This is a genomic window from Arthrobacter sp. SD76, assembly GCF_049726125.1.
Classification (GTDB): Bacteria; Actinomycetota; Actinomycetes; order Actinomycetales; family Micrococcaceae; genus Arthrobacter; species Arthrobacter nitrophenolicus.
Genome location: NZ_JBNBLR010000001.1, coordinates 2,001,244 through 2,015,764 on the forward strand (window position 1 = coordinate 2,001,244; position 14,521 = coordinate 2,015,764).

The 14,521-nt window shown below is 65.5% G+C and carries 13 protein-coding genes and 4 pseudogenes; 8 read left to right on the top strand and 9 right to left on the bottom strand.

What is annotated here, in order from left to right; all coding sequences use genetic code 11:
• Nucleotides 1-72: 72 nt before the first annotated feature.
• The 5 genes and pseudogenes from ACPEE0_RS09950 to ACPEE0_RS09970 all read right to left on the bottom strand — a co-directional run bounded on the left by ACPEE0_RS09950 (nt 73) and on the right by ACPEE0_RS09970 (nt 4,059).
• Nucleotides 73-1,164 (bottom strand): lipoate--protein ligase family protein, encoded by a 1,092-nt coding sequence (locus tag ACPEE0_RS09950; protein WP_009358284.1) that lies wholly within the window; start codon nt 1,162-1,164, stop codon nt 73-75.
• A gap of 94 nt (nt 1,165-1,258) precedes the next feature.
• Nucleotides 1,259-1,516 (bottom strand): type B 50S ribosomal protein L31, encoded by a 258-nt coding sequence (locus tag ACPEE0_RS09955; RefSeq protein WP_009358283.1) that lies wholly within the window; start codon nt 1,514-1,516, stop codon nt 1,259-1,261.
• Nucleotides 1,517-1,655: 139 nt separating this feature from the next.
• Complete coding sequence (locus tag ACPEE0_RS09960; protein WP_354176893.1) at nt 1,656-2,465, bottom strand: TrmH family RNA methyltransferase; 810 nt, start codon at nt 2,463-2,465, stop codon at nt 1,656-1,658.
• Between the two features lie 7 nt (nt 2,466-2,472).
• The gene (locus ACPEE0_RS09965; RefSeq protein ID WP_354176895.1) at nt 2,473-3,258 is read right to left on the bottom strand and encodes a sulfite exporter TauE/SafE family protein; all 786 of its coding nucleotides are present in this window, start codon (nt 3,256-3,258) and stop codon (nt 2,473-2,475) included.
• A 15-nt stretch (nt 3,259-3,273) separates the two neighbouring features.
• A pseudogene (locus ACPEE0_RS09970) lies at nt 3,274-4,059 on the bottom strand (ABC transporter ATP-binding protein).
• Between the two features lie 147 nt (nt 4,060-4,206).
• On the opposite strand from ACPEE0_RS09970, the gene serB reads away from it, so the two are divergent.
• Entirely contained in the window at nt 4,207-5,100 is an 894-nt protein-coding gene (gene serB, locus ACPEE0_RS09975; protein WP_354176897.1) for a phosphoserine phosphatase SerB, read from the top strand.
• Nucleotides 5,101-5,170: 70 nt separating this feature from the next.
• Here serB and ACPEE0_RS09980 read toward each other — a convergent pair whose 3' ends face one another.
• Nucleotides 5,171-5,926, bottom strand: coding sequence for an SDR family oxidoreductase (locus ACPEE0_RS09980; RefSeq protein WP_133347006.1), 756 nt, complete (start codon nt 5,924-5,926; stop codon nt 5,171-5,173).
• Between the two features lie 127 nt (nt 5,927-6,053).
• A pseudogene (gene fabG / locus ACPEE0_RS09985) lies at nt 6,054-6,778 on the bottom strand (3-oxoacyl-ACP reductase FabG).
• A 151-nt stretch (nt 6,779-6,929) separates the two neighbouring features.
• Here fabG and ACPEE0_RS09990 point away from each other — a divergent pair.
• The 3 genes and pseudogenes from ACPEE0_RS09990 to ACPEE0_RS10000 all read left to right on the top strand — a co-directional run bounded on the left by ACPEE0_RS09990 (nt 6,930) and on the right by ACPEE0_RS10000 (nt 8,496).
• Nucleotides 6,930-7,360 (top strand): annotated as a pseudogene (locus ACPEE0_RS09990) (DUF3099 domain-containing protein).
• Entirely contained in the window at nt 7,357-7,626 is a 270-nt protein-coding gene (locus tag ACPEE0_RS09995) for a hypothetical protein (protein ID WP_009358275.1), read from the top strand. Before ACPEE0_RS09990 ends, ACPEE0_RS09995 begins: the two are co-directional and overlap by 4 nt.
• Nucleotides 7,627-8,496 carry an SURF1 family protein gene (locus tag ACPEE0_RS10000; RefSeq protein WP_009358274.1) on the top strand — a complete coding sequence of 290 codons (870 nt, stop codon included), beginning with the start codon at nt 7,627-7,629 and terminating at the stop codon, nt 8,494-8,496.
• A 327-nt stretch (nt 8,497-8,823) separates the two neighbouring features.
• Here the strand turns inward: ACPEE0_RS10000 and ACPEE0_RS10005 are convergent.
• Both ACPEE0_RS10005 and ACPEE0_RS10010 read right to left on the bottom strand, forming a co-directional pair.
• Nucleotides 8,824-10,421 (bottom strand): annotated as a pseudogene (locus ACPEE0_RS10005) (ABC-F family ATP-binding cassette domain-containing protein).
• 105 nt (nt 10,422-10,526) lie between these two features.
• Nucleotides 10,527-11,519: an alpha/beta fold hydrolase gene (locus ACPEE0_RS10010; protein ID WP_424574417.1), complete on the bottom strand. Its 993-nt coding sequence runs from the start codon at nt 11,517-11,519 to the stop codon at nt 10,527-10,529.
• A gap of 225 nt (nt 11,520-11,744) precedes the next feature.
• Here ACPEE0_RS10010 and ACPEE0_RS10015 point away from each other — a divergent pair, with 225 nt between their 5' ends.
• The 4 genes from ACPEE0_RS10015 to ACPEE0_RS10030 all read left to right on the top strand — a co-directional run bounded on the left by ACPEE0_RS10015 (nt 11,745) and on the right by ACPEE0_RS10030 (nt 13,817).
• The gene (locus ACPEE0_RS10015) at nt 11,745-12,056 is read left to right on the top strand and encodes a hypothetical protein (RefSeq protein ID WP_424574418.1); all 312 of its coding nucleotides are present in this window, start codon (nt 11,745-11,747) and stop codon (nt 12,054-12,056) included.
• A 324-nt stretch (nt 12,057-12,380) separates the two neighbouring features.
• Nucleotides 12,381-12,911: a hypothetical protein gene (locus ACPEE0_RS10020; protein ID WP_424574419.1), complete on the top strand. Its 531-nt coding sequence runs from the start codon at nt 12,381-12,383 to the stop codon at nt 12,909-12,911.
• Between the two features lie 2 nt (nt 12,912-12,913).
• Nucleotides 12,914-13,606: a DUF4166 domain-containing protein gene (locus ACPEE0_RS10025; RefSeq protein ID WP_424574420.1), complete on the top strand. Its 693-nt coding sequence runs from the start codon at nt 12,914-12,916 to the stop codon at nt 13,604-13,606.
• Between the two features lie 10 nt (nt 13,607-13,616).
• Nucleotides 13,617-13,817, top strand: a complete 201-nt coding sequence (locus tag ACPEE0_RS10030) for a hypothetical protein (RefSeq protein ID WP_424574421.1) — start codon at nt 13,617-13,619, stop codon at nt 13,815-13,817.
• The last annotated feature ends 704 nt before the right edge of the window (nt 13,818-14,521 follow it).

Here is a 14,521-nt window from a genome sequence, read left to right on the forward strand (position 1 = left end):
AGCGACCATCCGGCCCGCTGCGCACGGGCAGTCCCTGCGCGCCCATCCCGGCGGTCAGCGCGGGGTGCGGTGCTAGGGAACCCGGTGGAGCCATTCCTCAGTACCGAACTTCATGGCCACGCGTTCACGGGCCAGGGACAGTTCACTCTCGGTGAGGGCTGAGGTTGTGGCCCCGTACCGCCCGGTAAAAACCTCCGCCATGGCCTCGATGATCGCCGTCCGGGCCAGGCCGGTCTGCCGGCGGAGCGGGTCCACGCGCTTCTTGGCGCTGCGGGTCCCCTTGTCCGAGAGCTTCTCCTTGCCGATCCGGAGGACCTCCACCATCTTGTCCGCGTCGATGTCGTAGCTCATGGTGACGTGGTGCAGCATGCCGCCGTTGGCGAGCCGTTTCTGTGCAGCGCCGCCGATCTTCCCCTGGTCCGTGGCGATGTCGTTGAGCGGCACGTAGAAGGCCGTGATGCCAAGCTTCTCCAGGGCTGCCATCACCCAGGCGTCCAGGAAGGGGTAGGAATCGGCGAAGCTGAGCCCGTCAACGAGGGTCTGCGGCAGGTACAGCGAGTAGGTGATGCAGTTGCCGGCCTCCATGAACATCGCTCCCCCGCCGCTGATCCGGCGGACCACGCTGATGCCGTGCTTTGCCACGCCGGCGGGGTCCACCTCATTCCGGACGGACTGGAAGCTGCCGATGACCACGGACGGTTCCTGCCAGTCCCAGAACCGCAGGGTGGGGTTGCGCCGGCCGGCACCGACTTCTTCGGTCAGGACCTCGTCCAGTGCCACGTTGATTTCGGTGGGCAGGACCGCGGGCGGGATGACGTTCCAGTGGTGGTCGGTCCACGAGGTTGCCTTGGCCAGTGCCCGGCGCACCGTGACGGCCACGGCGTCGGCGGAGAAGCCGAACAGGCCGGCGTGCGCCGGAAGCGCTGCCGTGATAGCCGCCGCTAGGTCGGCGGCGGGCGTGGATTCGGGCAGGCCGGTCAGTGCCCGGTTGATGTCCAGGAGGGCCTCGTCCGGTTCGAGGAAGAAGTCGCCGCTGATGGAGACGTCCGCCAGGTGCCCGTCGGTCACGGACAGGTCCGCCACCACCAGTTTCCCGCCCGGGACCTTGTACTCGCCGTGCAGGCGGTTGCTGGACTCATTGTGCGGCAGGAGGTGGTGGCTCATGTCGTCCATCCTGCCGCAAATGGGTCCACGGTGTTAAGCAGGAAGGCCCGCACCGTTGCCGGTGCGGGCCTTCCGATGAAGCTTGGAGGAAGAATTACTTCTTGCCGCCGAAGCCCTTGAAGCGAGCGTTGAAGCGCTCGACGCGGCCTGCAGAGTCCATGATGCGCTGCTTGCCCGTGTAGAACGGGTGGGACTCGGAGGAGATTTCGACGTCGATGACCGGGTAGGTGTTGCCGTCTTCCCACTCGATGGTCTTCGAGGAAGACACGGTGGACTTGGTCAGGAACTTGACGCCGGAAGCCAGGTCGTTGAAAACAACAGCTTCGTACTTCGGGTGGATATCAGACTTCATAATGGGACCTTTGTTCACGCAGCTGGATTTTGCCAGCTGCCAGGTATGAATGGGATGGAATGTTCTGCTGCGCCGAAGCGGAATCAGCAGGACAACCAGCTATCAATCATAGCGGACACCGGTGGTGCTGACGAACCGGCTAGGCCCGTGCCCGCAGCTCCCAGAACGCCACGGCCGACGCCGCCGCCACATTGAGCGAGTCCACGCCGTTCCGCATGGGGATCTTCACGGCGAGGTCGACGGCGGCAAGCGTCTCCGCGCTCATGCCGGCGCCTTCGGTGCCGAGCACCAGGGCGAGTTTGTCGGGGTTCCGTGCCGCGACGACGTCCACATCCTGCGCGTCCGCCGTGAGCTCCAGGGCTGCCACCTCGAAGCCGTGGTCCTTGAGGACCTGGAGATCCTGCGGCCAGCTATCCAGCCGGGCCCAGGGAACCTGGAACACCGTTCCCATGCTGACCCGGACACTCCGGCGGTAGAGCGGGTCTCCGCACCGCGGCGAGACCAGGACGGCGTCGATGTCCAGGGCGGCGGCGGACCGGAAGATGGCGCCCACGTTGGTGTGGTCCACGATATCCTCCAGCACGGCCACCCGCCGGGCGCCGGCCAGGAGTTCAGGCAGCGGGACGGGGGCCGGACGGTGCATGGCTGCCATGGCGCCCCGGTGCAGGTGGAACCCGGTGATTTCCTCGAGCAGCGCCGCCTTGCCGATGAAGGCCGGGACGTCGGGATGCTCGTCAAGGACGTCCCGCAGGTCTTCGAGCCATTTCTCGGCCAGGAAGAACGACCGGGGCTGGTGGCCGGCTGCGAGGGCACGGCGGAGCACTCGGGAGGATTCGGCGATGTACATGCCCTCCGCCGGCTCGCGGAGCTTGCGCAGGTGGACGTCGGTGAGCCGGGTGTAGTCGGACACGCGCGGATCGTCCGCGGACTCAAGATAGTGGATTGTCACCGGGCGATTATTTCAGCAGATTGGCGGTCATGAATCCCAGGGCCACCAGCCCCAGCACGAAGATCACGGCACGCAGCACCGTCGGCGAGAGCCGGCGGCCCACCTTGGCGCCCAGCAGGCCGCCGATGCTCGAACTGACCGCGATGAGCAGTACCACCAGCCAGTTGATCCGGTCGAAGGCGAACAGCAGGTAGGATACGGCAGCCACCAGGTTCACGCCAAGCACCAGGATGTTCTTCATGGCGTTGGCGTTCTGCATGGTGCCGGTCAGGAAGACTCCCAGGATCCCGACCAGCAGGATCCCCTGTGCTGCCACGAAGTAGCCCCCGTAGACGCCGGCGAGGTAGACCAGCACCACCAGGAGCACGCCGTGCCGCTTGTCGCGCACCGCGTGTTCGGGGTTTTCCTCGCGGTTCCGGACCCACGCCTGGAGCCTGGGCTGGAAGACCACCATGAGCAGCGCCACCACCAGCAGCACAGGTGCCACATAGTGGAAGACTTCCTCCGGCAGGTGCAGGAGGAGCCAGGCACCGGAGATGCCGCCCAGGAGCGACGCCGGGAGCAGGCGCAGCAGCTGGCGGCCGCGGCCCTTGAGTTCCCGCCGGTATCCGAAGGCCCCCGCGGCACCGCCGGCCACCAGCCCCATGGCGTTGCTCATGGAGGCGACCACCGGTGTGATGCCCAGGGCAATGAGCACCGGGAACGTCACCAGCGTGCCGGAGCCCACCACCGCGTTGATGGTGCCGGCCCAGAGGCCGGCGATGGACACAAGGATGCTGCTGAGCAGGTCCATCGTGTTGCTTGCCGCTTAGCGGCGCGCGGTGGCGGTGTAACGGCCGGCGCTCTCCGTGACATCGAGGTCAAGGCCGAACGTGGTGCTGAGGTGCTCGTCGGTGAGGACTTCGGTGATCGGGCCTGCGGCGACCACGCCGCCGTCGCGCAGGAGCATGGCATGCGTGAATCCGGGCGGGACTTCCTCCAGGTGGTGGGTCACCAGGACCATCGCCGGAGCCGCCTCGTCGCTGGCGAGTTCGCCGAGCTTGTGCACCAGCTCCTCGCGGCCGCCGAGGTCCAGGCCTGCGGCAGGCTCGTCGAGCAGCAGCAGTTCCGGGTCCGTCATGAGGGCGCGGGCAATCTGGACGCGCTTGCGTTCGCCTTCGGACAGGGTGGCGAAGGTCCGGTTCAGCAGCGGGCCCATCCCCACTCGTTCAGCAGGCGGAAGGCGCGGCGTTCGTCGTTGCGCTCGTAGCCTTCCCGCCAGCGCCCGGTGACTCCGTAAGCTGCCGTCACCACAACGTTGAGGACATTCTCGTGTTCGGGGATCTGGGTGGCGAGGGCTGCCGAGGAGAGGCCGATGCGGGGGCGGAGCTCGAACACGTCGGTGCGGCCCAGGGTCTCGTCCAGGATGCCGGCGGTGCCGCTGCTGGGGTGGAGCCGAGCGGCTGCGATCTGCAGGAGGGTGGTCTTGCCTGCACCGTTGGGGCCCAGCGATGACCCAACGTTCTCCTTCATTGACTTCCCAGTCAATCTTGTCCAGCAGGGTTTTCTTACCTCGGACAACACTGACGGAAGACAATTCCAGAACATCACTCATAGGAGTAGACACTAGGACATAAAAGAGGCCGACTGATAACCGGTGGCCGGGCACCGAAACACGGCCTCCACCGGCGGGATTGCGCAGATGCGGGGCCATGCGCAATGAATTCAAAGGACCCGGCGGCGGCTCGATAAGATTGCAGGCATGACTTCGAACGTGACTGCGGTCAGCTATGGCCAAAATATGACTCCAAACGGGCTGGAGCAGCTGCGTTCCGTCCTGGCCGCCGCCGGCGCCCAGGTGCTGCGGGAAGACTCCCTGGGTGACGAACGTTACCGCGTTCAGGTGGCGGAACTCGCCCTTCCGGACGCCACCGCCGCCGGCCTCGCCGCCCTCCGCCGGGCCGTGGCCGAAGCCGGCATCGACGGCCAGGACACCGCCCTTGTTCCCGGCAGCCTCCGGTCGGCCCCGCGCAAGCTCCTGATCATGGATGTGGATTCCACCCTGATCCAGCAGGAGGTCATCGAACTCCTCGCGGCCTATGCGGGCAAGTTCGAAGAGGTGGCCGCCGTCACCGAAGCCGCCATGCGGGGCGAGCTGGACTTCACCCAAAGCCTGCACGCCCGGGTGGCGGTCCTGGCGGGGCTGCCGGCCGACGTCGTCCATTCCGTCCGGCAGGAAGTGAAGCTCAGCGAAGGGGCCGCCGAGCTCGTGGCCGCGTTCAAGGCGGCAGGCCATGTGGTGGCCGTGGTGTCAGGCGGCTTCAACCAGATCCTGCAGCCGATCGCCGAGGAACTGGGCCTGGACTACTGGCAGGCGAACGAGCTGGAAATCGTCGACGGCGTGCTGACCGGCAAGGTCCTGGGCGCAGTGGTGGACCGGGCTGCCAAGGAGAAGTACCTGCGCGAATGGGCGGCCGCCGAGGGCATCGCGCTGGAACACACGGTGGCCGTGGGCGACGGCGCCAACGACCTGGACATGCTGGGGGCGGCCGGAATCGGCGTCGCTTTCAACGCCAAGCCCGCCGTCCGGGCAGTGGCGGACGCCGCTGTCAACATGCCCTACCTGGACGCCGTCCGATACGTCGCCGGCGTCTGAACGTCTTCGAATAAGCCAAGAAGAAGGAGTCCGGTGCACGCACCGGACTCCTTCTTCTTGGCAGGTTGGGCTACTGCTGCGCGCCCTTGCCGAAGTAGTCTGCGCCGCCGGCGTATTCGGTGTGGCCGGATTCGACGTCGGCGGTCGCCATTCCTGCCACCACCTGTGCAAACTCCTCCACGGAGTACAGCTTGCCGGCCTCTGCGCGGCGGGCCTCAATGGCGCCGGGCGTGGAGCGGTCCAGCAGCGTGGCGGTGACGGTGCCCTCAATCATGTCGCCGGACACTACCACCAGGGAGATCCCCTTCTCGGCCAGGCTGGGGATGAGCTCGCGCAGGGCGTCCTCGCCGGCACGCTTGCTGCGGGCCACGGGCTCGTAGGCGGGCATGGTGGGGACGGTGTTGATGAAGTGCGCCTGGTGGCTAGTCACAAAGACCACGCGGGAGCCTTCCTTCATCAGCGGCACCGCGGCGTTGAGCATGTTCAGCTGGGCGTCGCGGTTCAGCTTAAGCGCGTAGTCCTCGCCCATGCCGGTTTCCATGCCGCCGGAGGCGTTGAGGACCAGGATGTCCAGGGAACCGAAGTTCTCCATCGCCGCGGAGGCCAGGGCCTGGACGCCTTCCTGGGTGGTGAGGTCCGCACCCACGGCCACGGCACGGCCGCCGTCGGCCTCGATCCCCTGGACCACCTTGTTGGCGCGGGGCGCCTTCTGGCGGTAGTTCACGACGACGGCGGCGCCCTCGCCGGCAAGGATCTTGGCTACGTCAGCGCCGATGCCGCGCGATGATCCGGTGACGATGGCGGTCTTGTTGTCCAGCAGTCCCATAGGGGCTCCTTTTGTTCGATACGTCTAAATCCATGAAGGCCTGCTGTCCATCATGCCAGCGGCCGGTGCCGATTCCGTTGTCCGGGTCCCACAAAGAAGCCCCGCGGGGCTAGTTTGGCGGAAGGGGTCAGTGGCCCATGCCCAGGCCACCGTCTACAGGGATGACCGCGCCGGAGATGTAGGCGGCCTCGTCGCTGGAGATCCAGCGGACCACGTTGGCCACCTCGGACGCCTCGGCGAACCGGCCCGCCGGGATGCTGGCCAGGTAGTCCTTCTGGGTGGCTTCGGGGAGCTCGGCGGTCATGTCCGTGTTGATGAAGCCGGGGGCCACCACGTTGGCGGTGATGCCGCGGGACCCGAGCTCGCGGGTCAGGGAGCGGGCGATGCCCACCAGGCCGGCCTTGGAGGCGGAGTAGTTGATCTGGCCGGGGGCGCCGTAGAGGCCGGAGACGGACGAGATGAGGACAACACGGCCCTTGCGGAGGCGGATCATGCCCTTGGAGGCCCGCTTGATAACGCGGAAAGCACCGGTGAGGTTGGTGTCGATGACGGACGTGAAGTCGTCCTCGCTCATGCGCAGCAGCAGCGTGTCCTTGGTGATCCCGGCGTTGGCAACAGGACCTCAACGGGGCCGTGGGCGGCTTCGACCTCCTTGAAGGCTGCGTCCACGGATGCCTCGTCGGTGACGTCCGCCTTGACGCCGAGGATTCCGTCCGGCAGCTGTGATTCGCTGCGGTAGGTCACGGCCACCTTGTCCCCGTTGGCCAGGAATGCCTCGGCGATGGCCAGGCCGATGCCGCGGTTGCCGCCGGTGATGAGGACGCTGCGGGGGGCGGAAACTGCTTCAGTCATTAAGACGCTCCGGAATTCTGCGGCACGCTGCCGCGGTAGCAAGGGTGGGATGGGCTGCCTGACGATCTTATCGCCAGCTCCGGCACGGGTTTGGGTGGCACTGCCGATGGTGAGAGAATTGATGCAAGCCTTTGGAGCGTGATAAACCACCGTGACCCTTGAAAACCATGCGGGACAGACCGCGGCCGGAGAACCCGGGCGGTTCTCCGGTGACTCGGAGGTCCACAGCATTACGGATGCCGCGGGTGCGCACTCCGAGGACATGCGCAAACGCATGATCCAGTACGCCCTGGCGATGGGCATCCGCATGGTGTGCCTGATCCTGATCTTTGTGGTGGACGGCTGGTTCAAGATCGTCATGGTTGCCGGCGCCGTGTTCCTGCCGTGGATCGCGGTGGTCATCGCGAACGGGAACGACAAAGCCGAGGCGCACAGCGATTCGCTGCTGGACTCCGCTCCCCTGGCCGAATCGAAAGCCCGCTGCAGCCCGCCCGCGACGACGGTCCCGGCAGTGAGGTGCTGCAGGGTGAGTTGATCGACGACGACGGGACCGATCCCGGGGAGGAGCGGCAGGCATCATGAGCATCTTCGACTTTGCTGCAGGGACCGATCCTGCACTGGCCGAACCAGGGGCAGTCTGCTCCCGCAAGGCCTGCCGGTCCGGCGCCTCCTGGCAGCTCCTCTGGAACAACCCCAAGATCCATGCCCCCGAGCGGCGCAAGATCTGGCTGGCCTGCGGTGAGCACCGGGACTGGCTGGAGGACTACCTGCAGACGCGCGGGCTGTGGAAGGAAACGCTCCCGCTCGACGCCGGCTCCCCGGACAGCGCCCCGGAGCAGGACAGCTGAATGTACCGTTTCCTGTTCTCCAGCAAGTGGCTGGGCTATCTCCTGCTGGCCGCGATCTTTGCCACCGCCTGTGTGTTCCTCGGCCGCTGGCAGATGGACCGCCGGGCGGAGACGCTCGCCGAGATCAACCGCGTGGTGACCAACTACTCCGCAGCGCCCATTCCCTTTGACCAGGCACGCGACCAGTTCAGCCGCCTGGATCCGGCCAAGGAGTGGACCCAGGTGGAGCTGAAGGGCACCTATGACGTGGCAGGCCAGCGCATTGTGCGGAACCGTCCGCTGAACGGGCAGCCCGGCTACGAGGTTGTGGTCCCGTTCCGGCTGGAGTCCGGCGAAACAGTGGTGGTGGACCGCGGCTGGCTCCCCATCGGCAACAAGAACCCGGGCAGCCCGGACTCGGTGCCGGCGCCGCCCGCCGGTGACGTCACCGCCGTCGTGCGTTTGAAGCATCCGGAACCCGAACTGCAGCGCGGGGCACCGGAAGGCCAGCTGGCATCCATCGACCTTGCCGCCTATTCCAAGGAACTCGGCTATCCCCTGCTGACCGGCGCGTACGGACAGCTCGCGTCCGAGACGCCGCCGGCAGCGGACATGCCGGCCGCCTTCCCGAAGCCGTCCACCGAGGAGGGCACGCACCTGTCCTACTCGCTGCAGTGGTTCGCCTTCGGCATCCTGATGTTCGTGGGCTTCGGCTACGCCGCCCGGCAGCAGGCGCGCAACGCGGCCATCGACGCCGAGGATGACGCCCTGGATGACGGAACCGTCCATTCCGCCGCGTCAGCCCGCCGTCGGCCGTCCCCGCCGCGGAAGCGGAAGAAGGCGACGTCCGAGGAAGAGGAAGACGCGCTCCTGGACGCGCAGGGGTACTGACCCGGCGGAGCACGACGACGGCCCGGTTGGCCGCTTGCTCAGTTTCCGTCTCCGTCGTGGTTGCGTCCGCGCTGCAGCGTGCGTAATTTCCCGCGTGCTGCTCGTTCCTCGCTTTGACGCACGCTACAGAAATCACCCACGCCGCCTCGCTTGTGCCAACAGCAACTTTAAGTCGGCTATACGCGGCTACGGCAGCAGCGCACGCCTCCCCGCCGATCGGCTCACTTGCACGGTGGAGATTCTCGAGTACGCAGGCGGCTCTAAACGGCGCAATCCGGAGAACCGTCCGGTCGGGGACGCGGACGCAACCAGCCGTTGTCGGAAGAGTCAGGCCAGCGTGATCAGGTCCAGGTAGTCCTCGTTCCACAGGTCCTCGACGCCGTCCGGCAGCAGCACCACACGCTCCGGGTTGAGGGCTTCCACAGCACCTTCGTCGTGGCTGACCAGGACGACGGCGCCCGTGTAGTTCCGCAGTGCGCCGAGGATTTCGGCGCGGCTGGCGGGTCCAGGTTGTTGGTGGGCTCGTCGAGGAGGAGTACGTTGGCGCTGGAGGCCACGATGGTGGCCAGGGCCAGGCGCGTCTTCTCACCGCCGGAGAGCACGCCGGCGGGCTTGTCCACGTCGTCCCCGGAGAACAGGAACGAGCCCAGGATGCCGCGGACCTCGGCGTCCTTCATGTCCGGTGCGGCCGAGCGCATGTTCTCCAGGACCGTGCGGTCGTGGTCCAGGGTCTCGTGTTCCTGGGCGTAGTAGCCCACCTTGAGGCCGTGGCCGGGAACGATGTCCCCGGTGTCGGGCTGGTCCACGCCGGCGAGCATCCGCAGCAGCGTGGTCTTGCCGGCGCCGTTGAGGCCCAGGATGACCACCTTGGACCCGCGGTCAATGGCGAGGTCAACGTCGGTGAAGATTTCCAGCGATCCGTAGGACTTGCTGAGCCCTTCGGCCGTGAGCGGGGTCTTGCCGCACGGCGAGGGATCCGGGAACCGGAGCGCTGCCACGCGGTCATGCTCGCGGACCGCCTCCAGGCCGCTGAGGAGCCGCTCGGCACGCTTGGCCATGTTCTGCGCGGCCACGGCCTTGGTGGCCTTGGCACGCATCTTGTTGGCCTGGTCCATCAGGACCTGGGCCTTCTTTTCGGCGTTGGCGCGTTCGCGCTTGCGGGCGCGCTCGTCCGTTTCGCGCTGCTGCAGGTAGCGCTTCCAGCCCATGTTGTAGAAATCGATCTGGGCGCGGTTGGCGTCCAGGTGGTACACCTTGTTGACCGTGGCCTCAAGCAGTTCGACGTCGTGGCTGATCACGATCAGGCCGCCCTGGTGGTTCTTGAGGAAGTCGCGGAGCCAGGAGATGGAGTCCGCATCCAGGTGGTTCGTGGGCTCGTCGAGGAGCATGGTTTCGGCACCGGAGTACAGGATCCGGGCCAGTTCCACGCGGCGCCGCTGGCCGCCGGAGAGGGTCTTCAGCGGCTGGTTCAGAATCCGCTCGGGCAGCGCGAGGTTGGAGGAAATGGCCGCCGCTTCCGCTTCCGCGGCGTAGCCGCCGCCGGAAAGGAACTCGGCCTCCAGCCGGTCATAGCGTGCCATGGCTTTGCGCTGGACCTCCGCGTCCTCGCTCGCCATGTCGGTCTGCGCCTTCTTGAGCTTCCCGACGACGACGTCCAGGCCTCGTGCGGACAGGATGCGGTCCCGCGCGAGCTGCTCCATGTCAGGGGTCCGCGGGTCCTGCGGCAGGTACCCGATCTCGCCGCTGCGGGTGACCTTGCCGGCCGCCGGCAGGCCCTCCCCCGCCAGGACGCGGGTCAGGGTGGTTTTCCCGGCGCCGTTACGGCCCACCAGGCCGATTTTGTCGCCCTTGTCGATGCGGAAGCTCACCTGATCCATGAGGAGCCGGGCGCCGGCACGCAGTTCGAGGTCCTGGACGGTAATCACAGCAGGTAAGGCCTTTCACAACAGGGAACGCCCCAGCCTCAGGAGGATCAGGAGGACGCGGGGCAGAATGGCCGGAGAACGGCCCGTACAAGTCTACCGCCCGGTTCAACCCGTTCGGGACCTTGCCTTGGTTGGTTGTCCTTTCCGTGTCTTGCCGGGCACTGGCTCAAGTGTTGCCGCAATGTCCTCGACTGCCTGCGTAAGGGCGGCCATCGACGTCGGCCCGCCGTGCCCTTTGTCTTCGACGATGATGAGCCGGCTTGTTGCCCATTGGCGGTGCAGCCGCCAGGCGGTGACGGCGGGGCCGCTGATGTCCCGCCGGCCGTGGATCAGATGGCCGGGGATGCCGTTGAGCCGGTGCGCGCGGGCCAGGATCTCCTGGCCGTCCGCGAGGAAGCCGTCGTTGGCCCAGTAATGGGTGACCAGGAGCGCGAACGTCATCCGCTCCCCCTCGTCGTCGAACCGCTGGCCGGGGAGCCAGTTCGGGTCGAGCGAAATGTGGGTCGATTCCCAGCGGTCCCAGGAGGCGGCGGCCAGCCGCGCGTCGTCGCGGTCCCGGCCCGCCAGCCGGCGGGCGTAGGCCTCGACGAGGCGTTCACCCGGCGCCGCGTGCGCGGCCGCGGCGAAATCCGCCCACGCTTCGGGAAAGATCCGCCCCACGTCTTCCGTGATCCAGGTGATCTCTTCCCGGCTGGTTGTCGTCACCGCCACCAGGGCGATGCCGAGGACGCGTCCGGGGTGCTCCAGCGCGTAGGCAAGGGCCAGCGTGCTGCCCCAGGATGCGCCGGTGACAATCCACTGTTCGATGCCCAGGTGTTTCCGGACCGCCTCGATGTCCTCGATCACGGACTGGGTGGTGTTGTTGTGCAGATGGTCAAGGTCTTCATAGGCTGCCGGAGTGCTGCGGCCGCACCCCCGCTGGTCCAGTCCTACCGTGCGGAATCGGCGCGGGTCGTGGCGTTTCCGGTAGCCGCCCTGGCCGAGTGAAGAACCCGGCCCGCCATGCAGGTACAGAACAGGAAGGCCATCAGGATTTCCCGTGGCTTCCCAGTAGATCCGGGCGTGGGGCACGTCCACCCAGCCGCTTTCTGTCTGCATCGTTCTGCCCTGTTCCTGTCGTTCCCTCTGCCCCACACTGGGGAGATGAAGCCGTCATTCCGCCCAGCCCTTCCGGCGGGACTGCGTTCCGTCTTGGTTGCCACGGTACTGGGCGGCGCCGTGATGGGGTACGCGGGCGCGTGCGGGCCCTTCACCACCGGCGAGCCTCCGTGTTTTCCGCCGACCTACACGGTTTCTCCCGACAGCGCGCAGCCGGGAGCCGCCGTGACCGTCTCCGCACCCGCAGCAAAGTGTAATCCGCGGTATGGAACTGATGCCCGGATCCAGGTAATCGTCACCGACGCCAAGGGGGTGGAAGTCGTCAATACAACGGCTCCGATGGGCGACGCCGGAGAGTTCTCTTATGCTTTCACGGTTCCTGCGGACATGCCCGTTGGCGAGGCGACGGTGACCGCCATGCCCTACGCGATCGACTGGTGCGACGACACAGGAAAGAACAACAGGGTGGGCGGGGCTGCAGATGTCATACGCGCCTCCTGCGTCATGCCCGTGGAAACTCTGACGATCACGCCCTAACTCGGCAATATTCCGCGTTTCCCACTCGACTGCCTTTTATGCTTCTCAAATGGGGAAAAGCATAATGCGGGAAGGCTCGGGGAAGCACAGGCCAATCTATGTTGAAATTGGCATTCGATCCTCAATGGAACGGGTGTGGAGTTAAGCCAAGATCCGGCACTCCATCCCCGGTGGGACCTGCGTTTTTCCCGGATTGTTCCGATGGCCAGCGACAAAGACGGGCCTGTTCATTTTCGCTACGAGTTCCGGTTGCCGTTGCACACCATCCGCGGGACCGGAACATCTTTGGGACACCGCTATCGCAAGGATGGACAGGCAACGTCGGTGCTCAAGTTTGATACGTCGGACGCCTTGTCGCCCATCGGGGCAGGATCGGGGTACTGGCGCTACATCCCCACAGATGCTGGGGTGCGGTTTATCACCGGCTACAACTACCGGCCGGGGATGGGAATCCTCGGCAAGGCCCTCGATGCCGGGCTGATCAGACCCGCTTTGGGATGGGCCACTGCCGTCAGCTTTGACCGCCTGCGGCTCTGGGCGGAATCGGAGCTTGACCCCGGCGATGCCCGGAACCGCTGGATCATGGACGCCGCGGCGAGAGCCGCAAGTGTCTTGGGCGCCGGAGTGCTGCTCCGAAAAGCCCTTCTCGGCAGGAATGCAGACTGGGCCTTTATGGGTGCTGCAGTGCTGTTGAACCTCTCCGTTCTCCCGGCGCACCGAACAGTACCTCGGGCGCGGCGTTGCCGCCGGGAGGCTCCGGATACCCGCTCTGGACGCGCCCCAGCGGCCCTGAGCGGGCTGCCGGCACCCTCGTCACAGGACATCTCCGGCGGATCAGAAAGGAGGGAGGAATAGCTGTGACCTCGATTTTTCAGCTGGCACTGGGCCAGGACTTTCAAAAATTGCATCCCATGTTGCAAAAGCGCTTCGGCGTGGACGTCGACAGCGGATATGCCTGCGTAGGGCGTGGGGTTTTCTCTGAAGTCCGCCGTGGCGCATGGTGGACAATTCCCTTCCTCAGACTGGGCGCCTATCGCAACATCCTCTTTCCCGACCAAGGCCGCGACATCCCCTTCACAATCGAGAACTATCCCTTTATTGACGGTTTCGGCAGGCCGACCGTTACGTTCGTGAGGACCCTCGAACTGTCCCTGTCCAAGAGACGCCGCTTCGATGCCACCATGATTTACAGCCCCCAGCGCTCCTCCATTGTGGATTACCTCGGAACGCACCAGCATCTCGCCACCGACCTCAACCTGGAGGTTATGGCTGACGGCTCTTTGCATCTGCAGTCCACGGCCCAGCGGTTCTACGAAGGCTGGGTGGGCTTCACGTTTCCTGCGGTCCTCACGGGTACCGCAGACCTCTATGAAGGCTTTGATGATGAGCGTGGCGTCTACACCATTCAAATGCAGGTGCGGAACCCCGTAGCAGGTTTCCTGTTCGGGTACCGGGGCGAGTTCACCTGCAGGTTCCCCAGCTTGGCGCATGCAGAGATCCCACGGCATTTGAAGCCGCTCAGGGAAGAAGCCGCCAATAGAGCCGGCTAGCAGCTAGTCCATGAAAGCCGCGGTGCGCAAGTACGACGGTACCGTTACCGCGACACTGAAAGCTTTAGCGGTGTTCCAGCGAATCGGCCTCACAAGCGGTGTGACCGCTTTCGGCTTGCCTGGCGGCAATAATGCCATCTCGGGTCGCCGCCCGGATAACTCCATAGAGAACGTAAAAAAAATATGGCCGCAAATACGACCGTCAGAATGATGTCCATCGTTACCCCCAATGGTTTAGCCGTCCAGCTTGGACTTTGCCAGCCTACTTCAGCCGTACAGCTCGCGATCTCGTTAGTGTCGCGAGTGGAACCGTCTTTAGACAATGAGTGTTAGCTGAGGACCACTTGTACTGGCTTGAATTTGAAAGGCCCACCACACTCGCGTCCGAAGGGGTATTCGCCGGTGGATTCTGTTTCTATTGGCAGGGTCCTCGTTAGGCGATTTCCAGAGGTAGTGCTGGCGTCCACATATATCGAGGTAACGCTGACCGGCGGAGTCAGGTAGGGCGGGGATTGCGGCACTAGCCATTTACCGTCCGCGCTTTTCGTAACCTGCTCAGGAGTGCAGCCCTCACCAAAACAAGCTGACACCGATTCCGGCGGGGTGGAGAAGGATAGTTCTACGTCACCCACAAACGCCCAGCCCATTGCTGGACATGCTCGGTCTGCGCCTGCAATGCTGCCGACCACGAGGGCACATCCCAGCACGGCGGCACCTGCGGTTACTGCAAGCAGAAGTACTGCCCGATGCTTCATAGTGGGAGCCTACGCCGTCGATCAGTCACAGTCTCGCTCTTGGACTCTTTCAAAAGCCGGCTAGGACCTTCCATTGTGCCCGCCTTATAGCTCGACTTCGGCTCGATCTCTTCGAACGCGGCTGGTCTGGGGGACAGTTCCTGTCTGCCGCCAACGCATC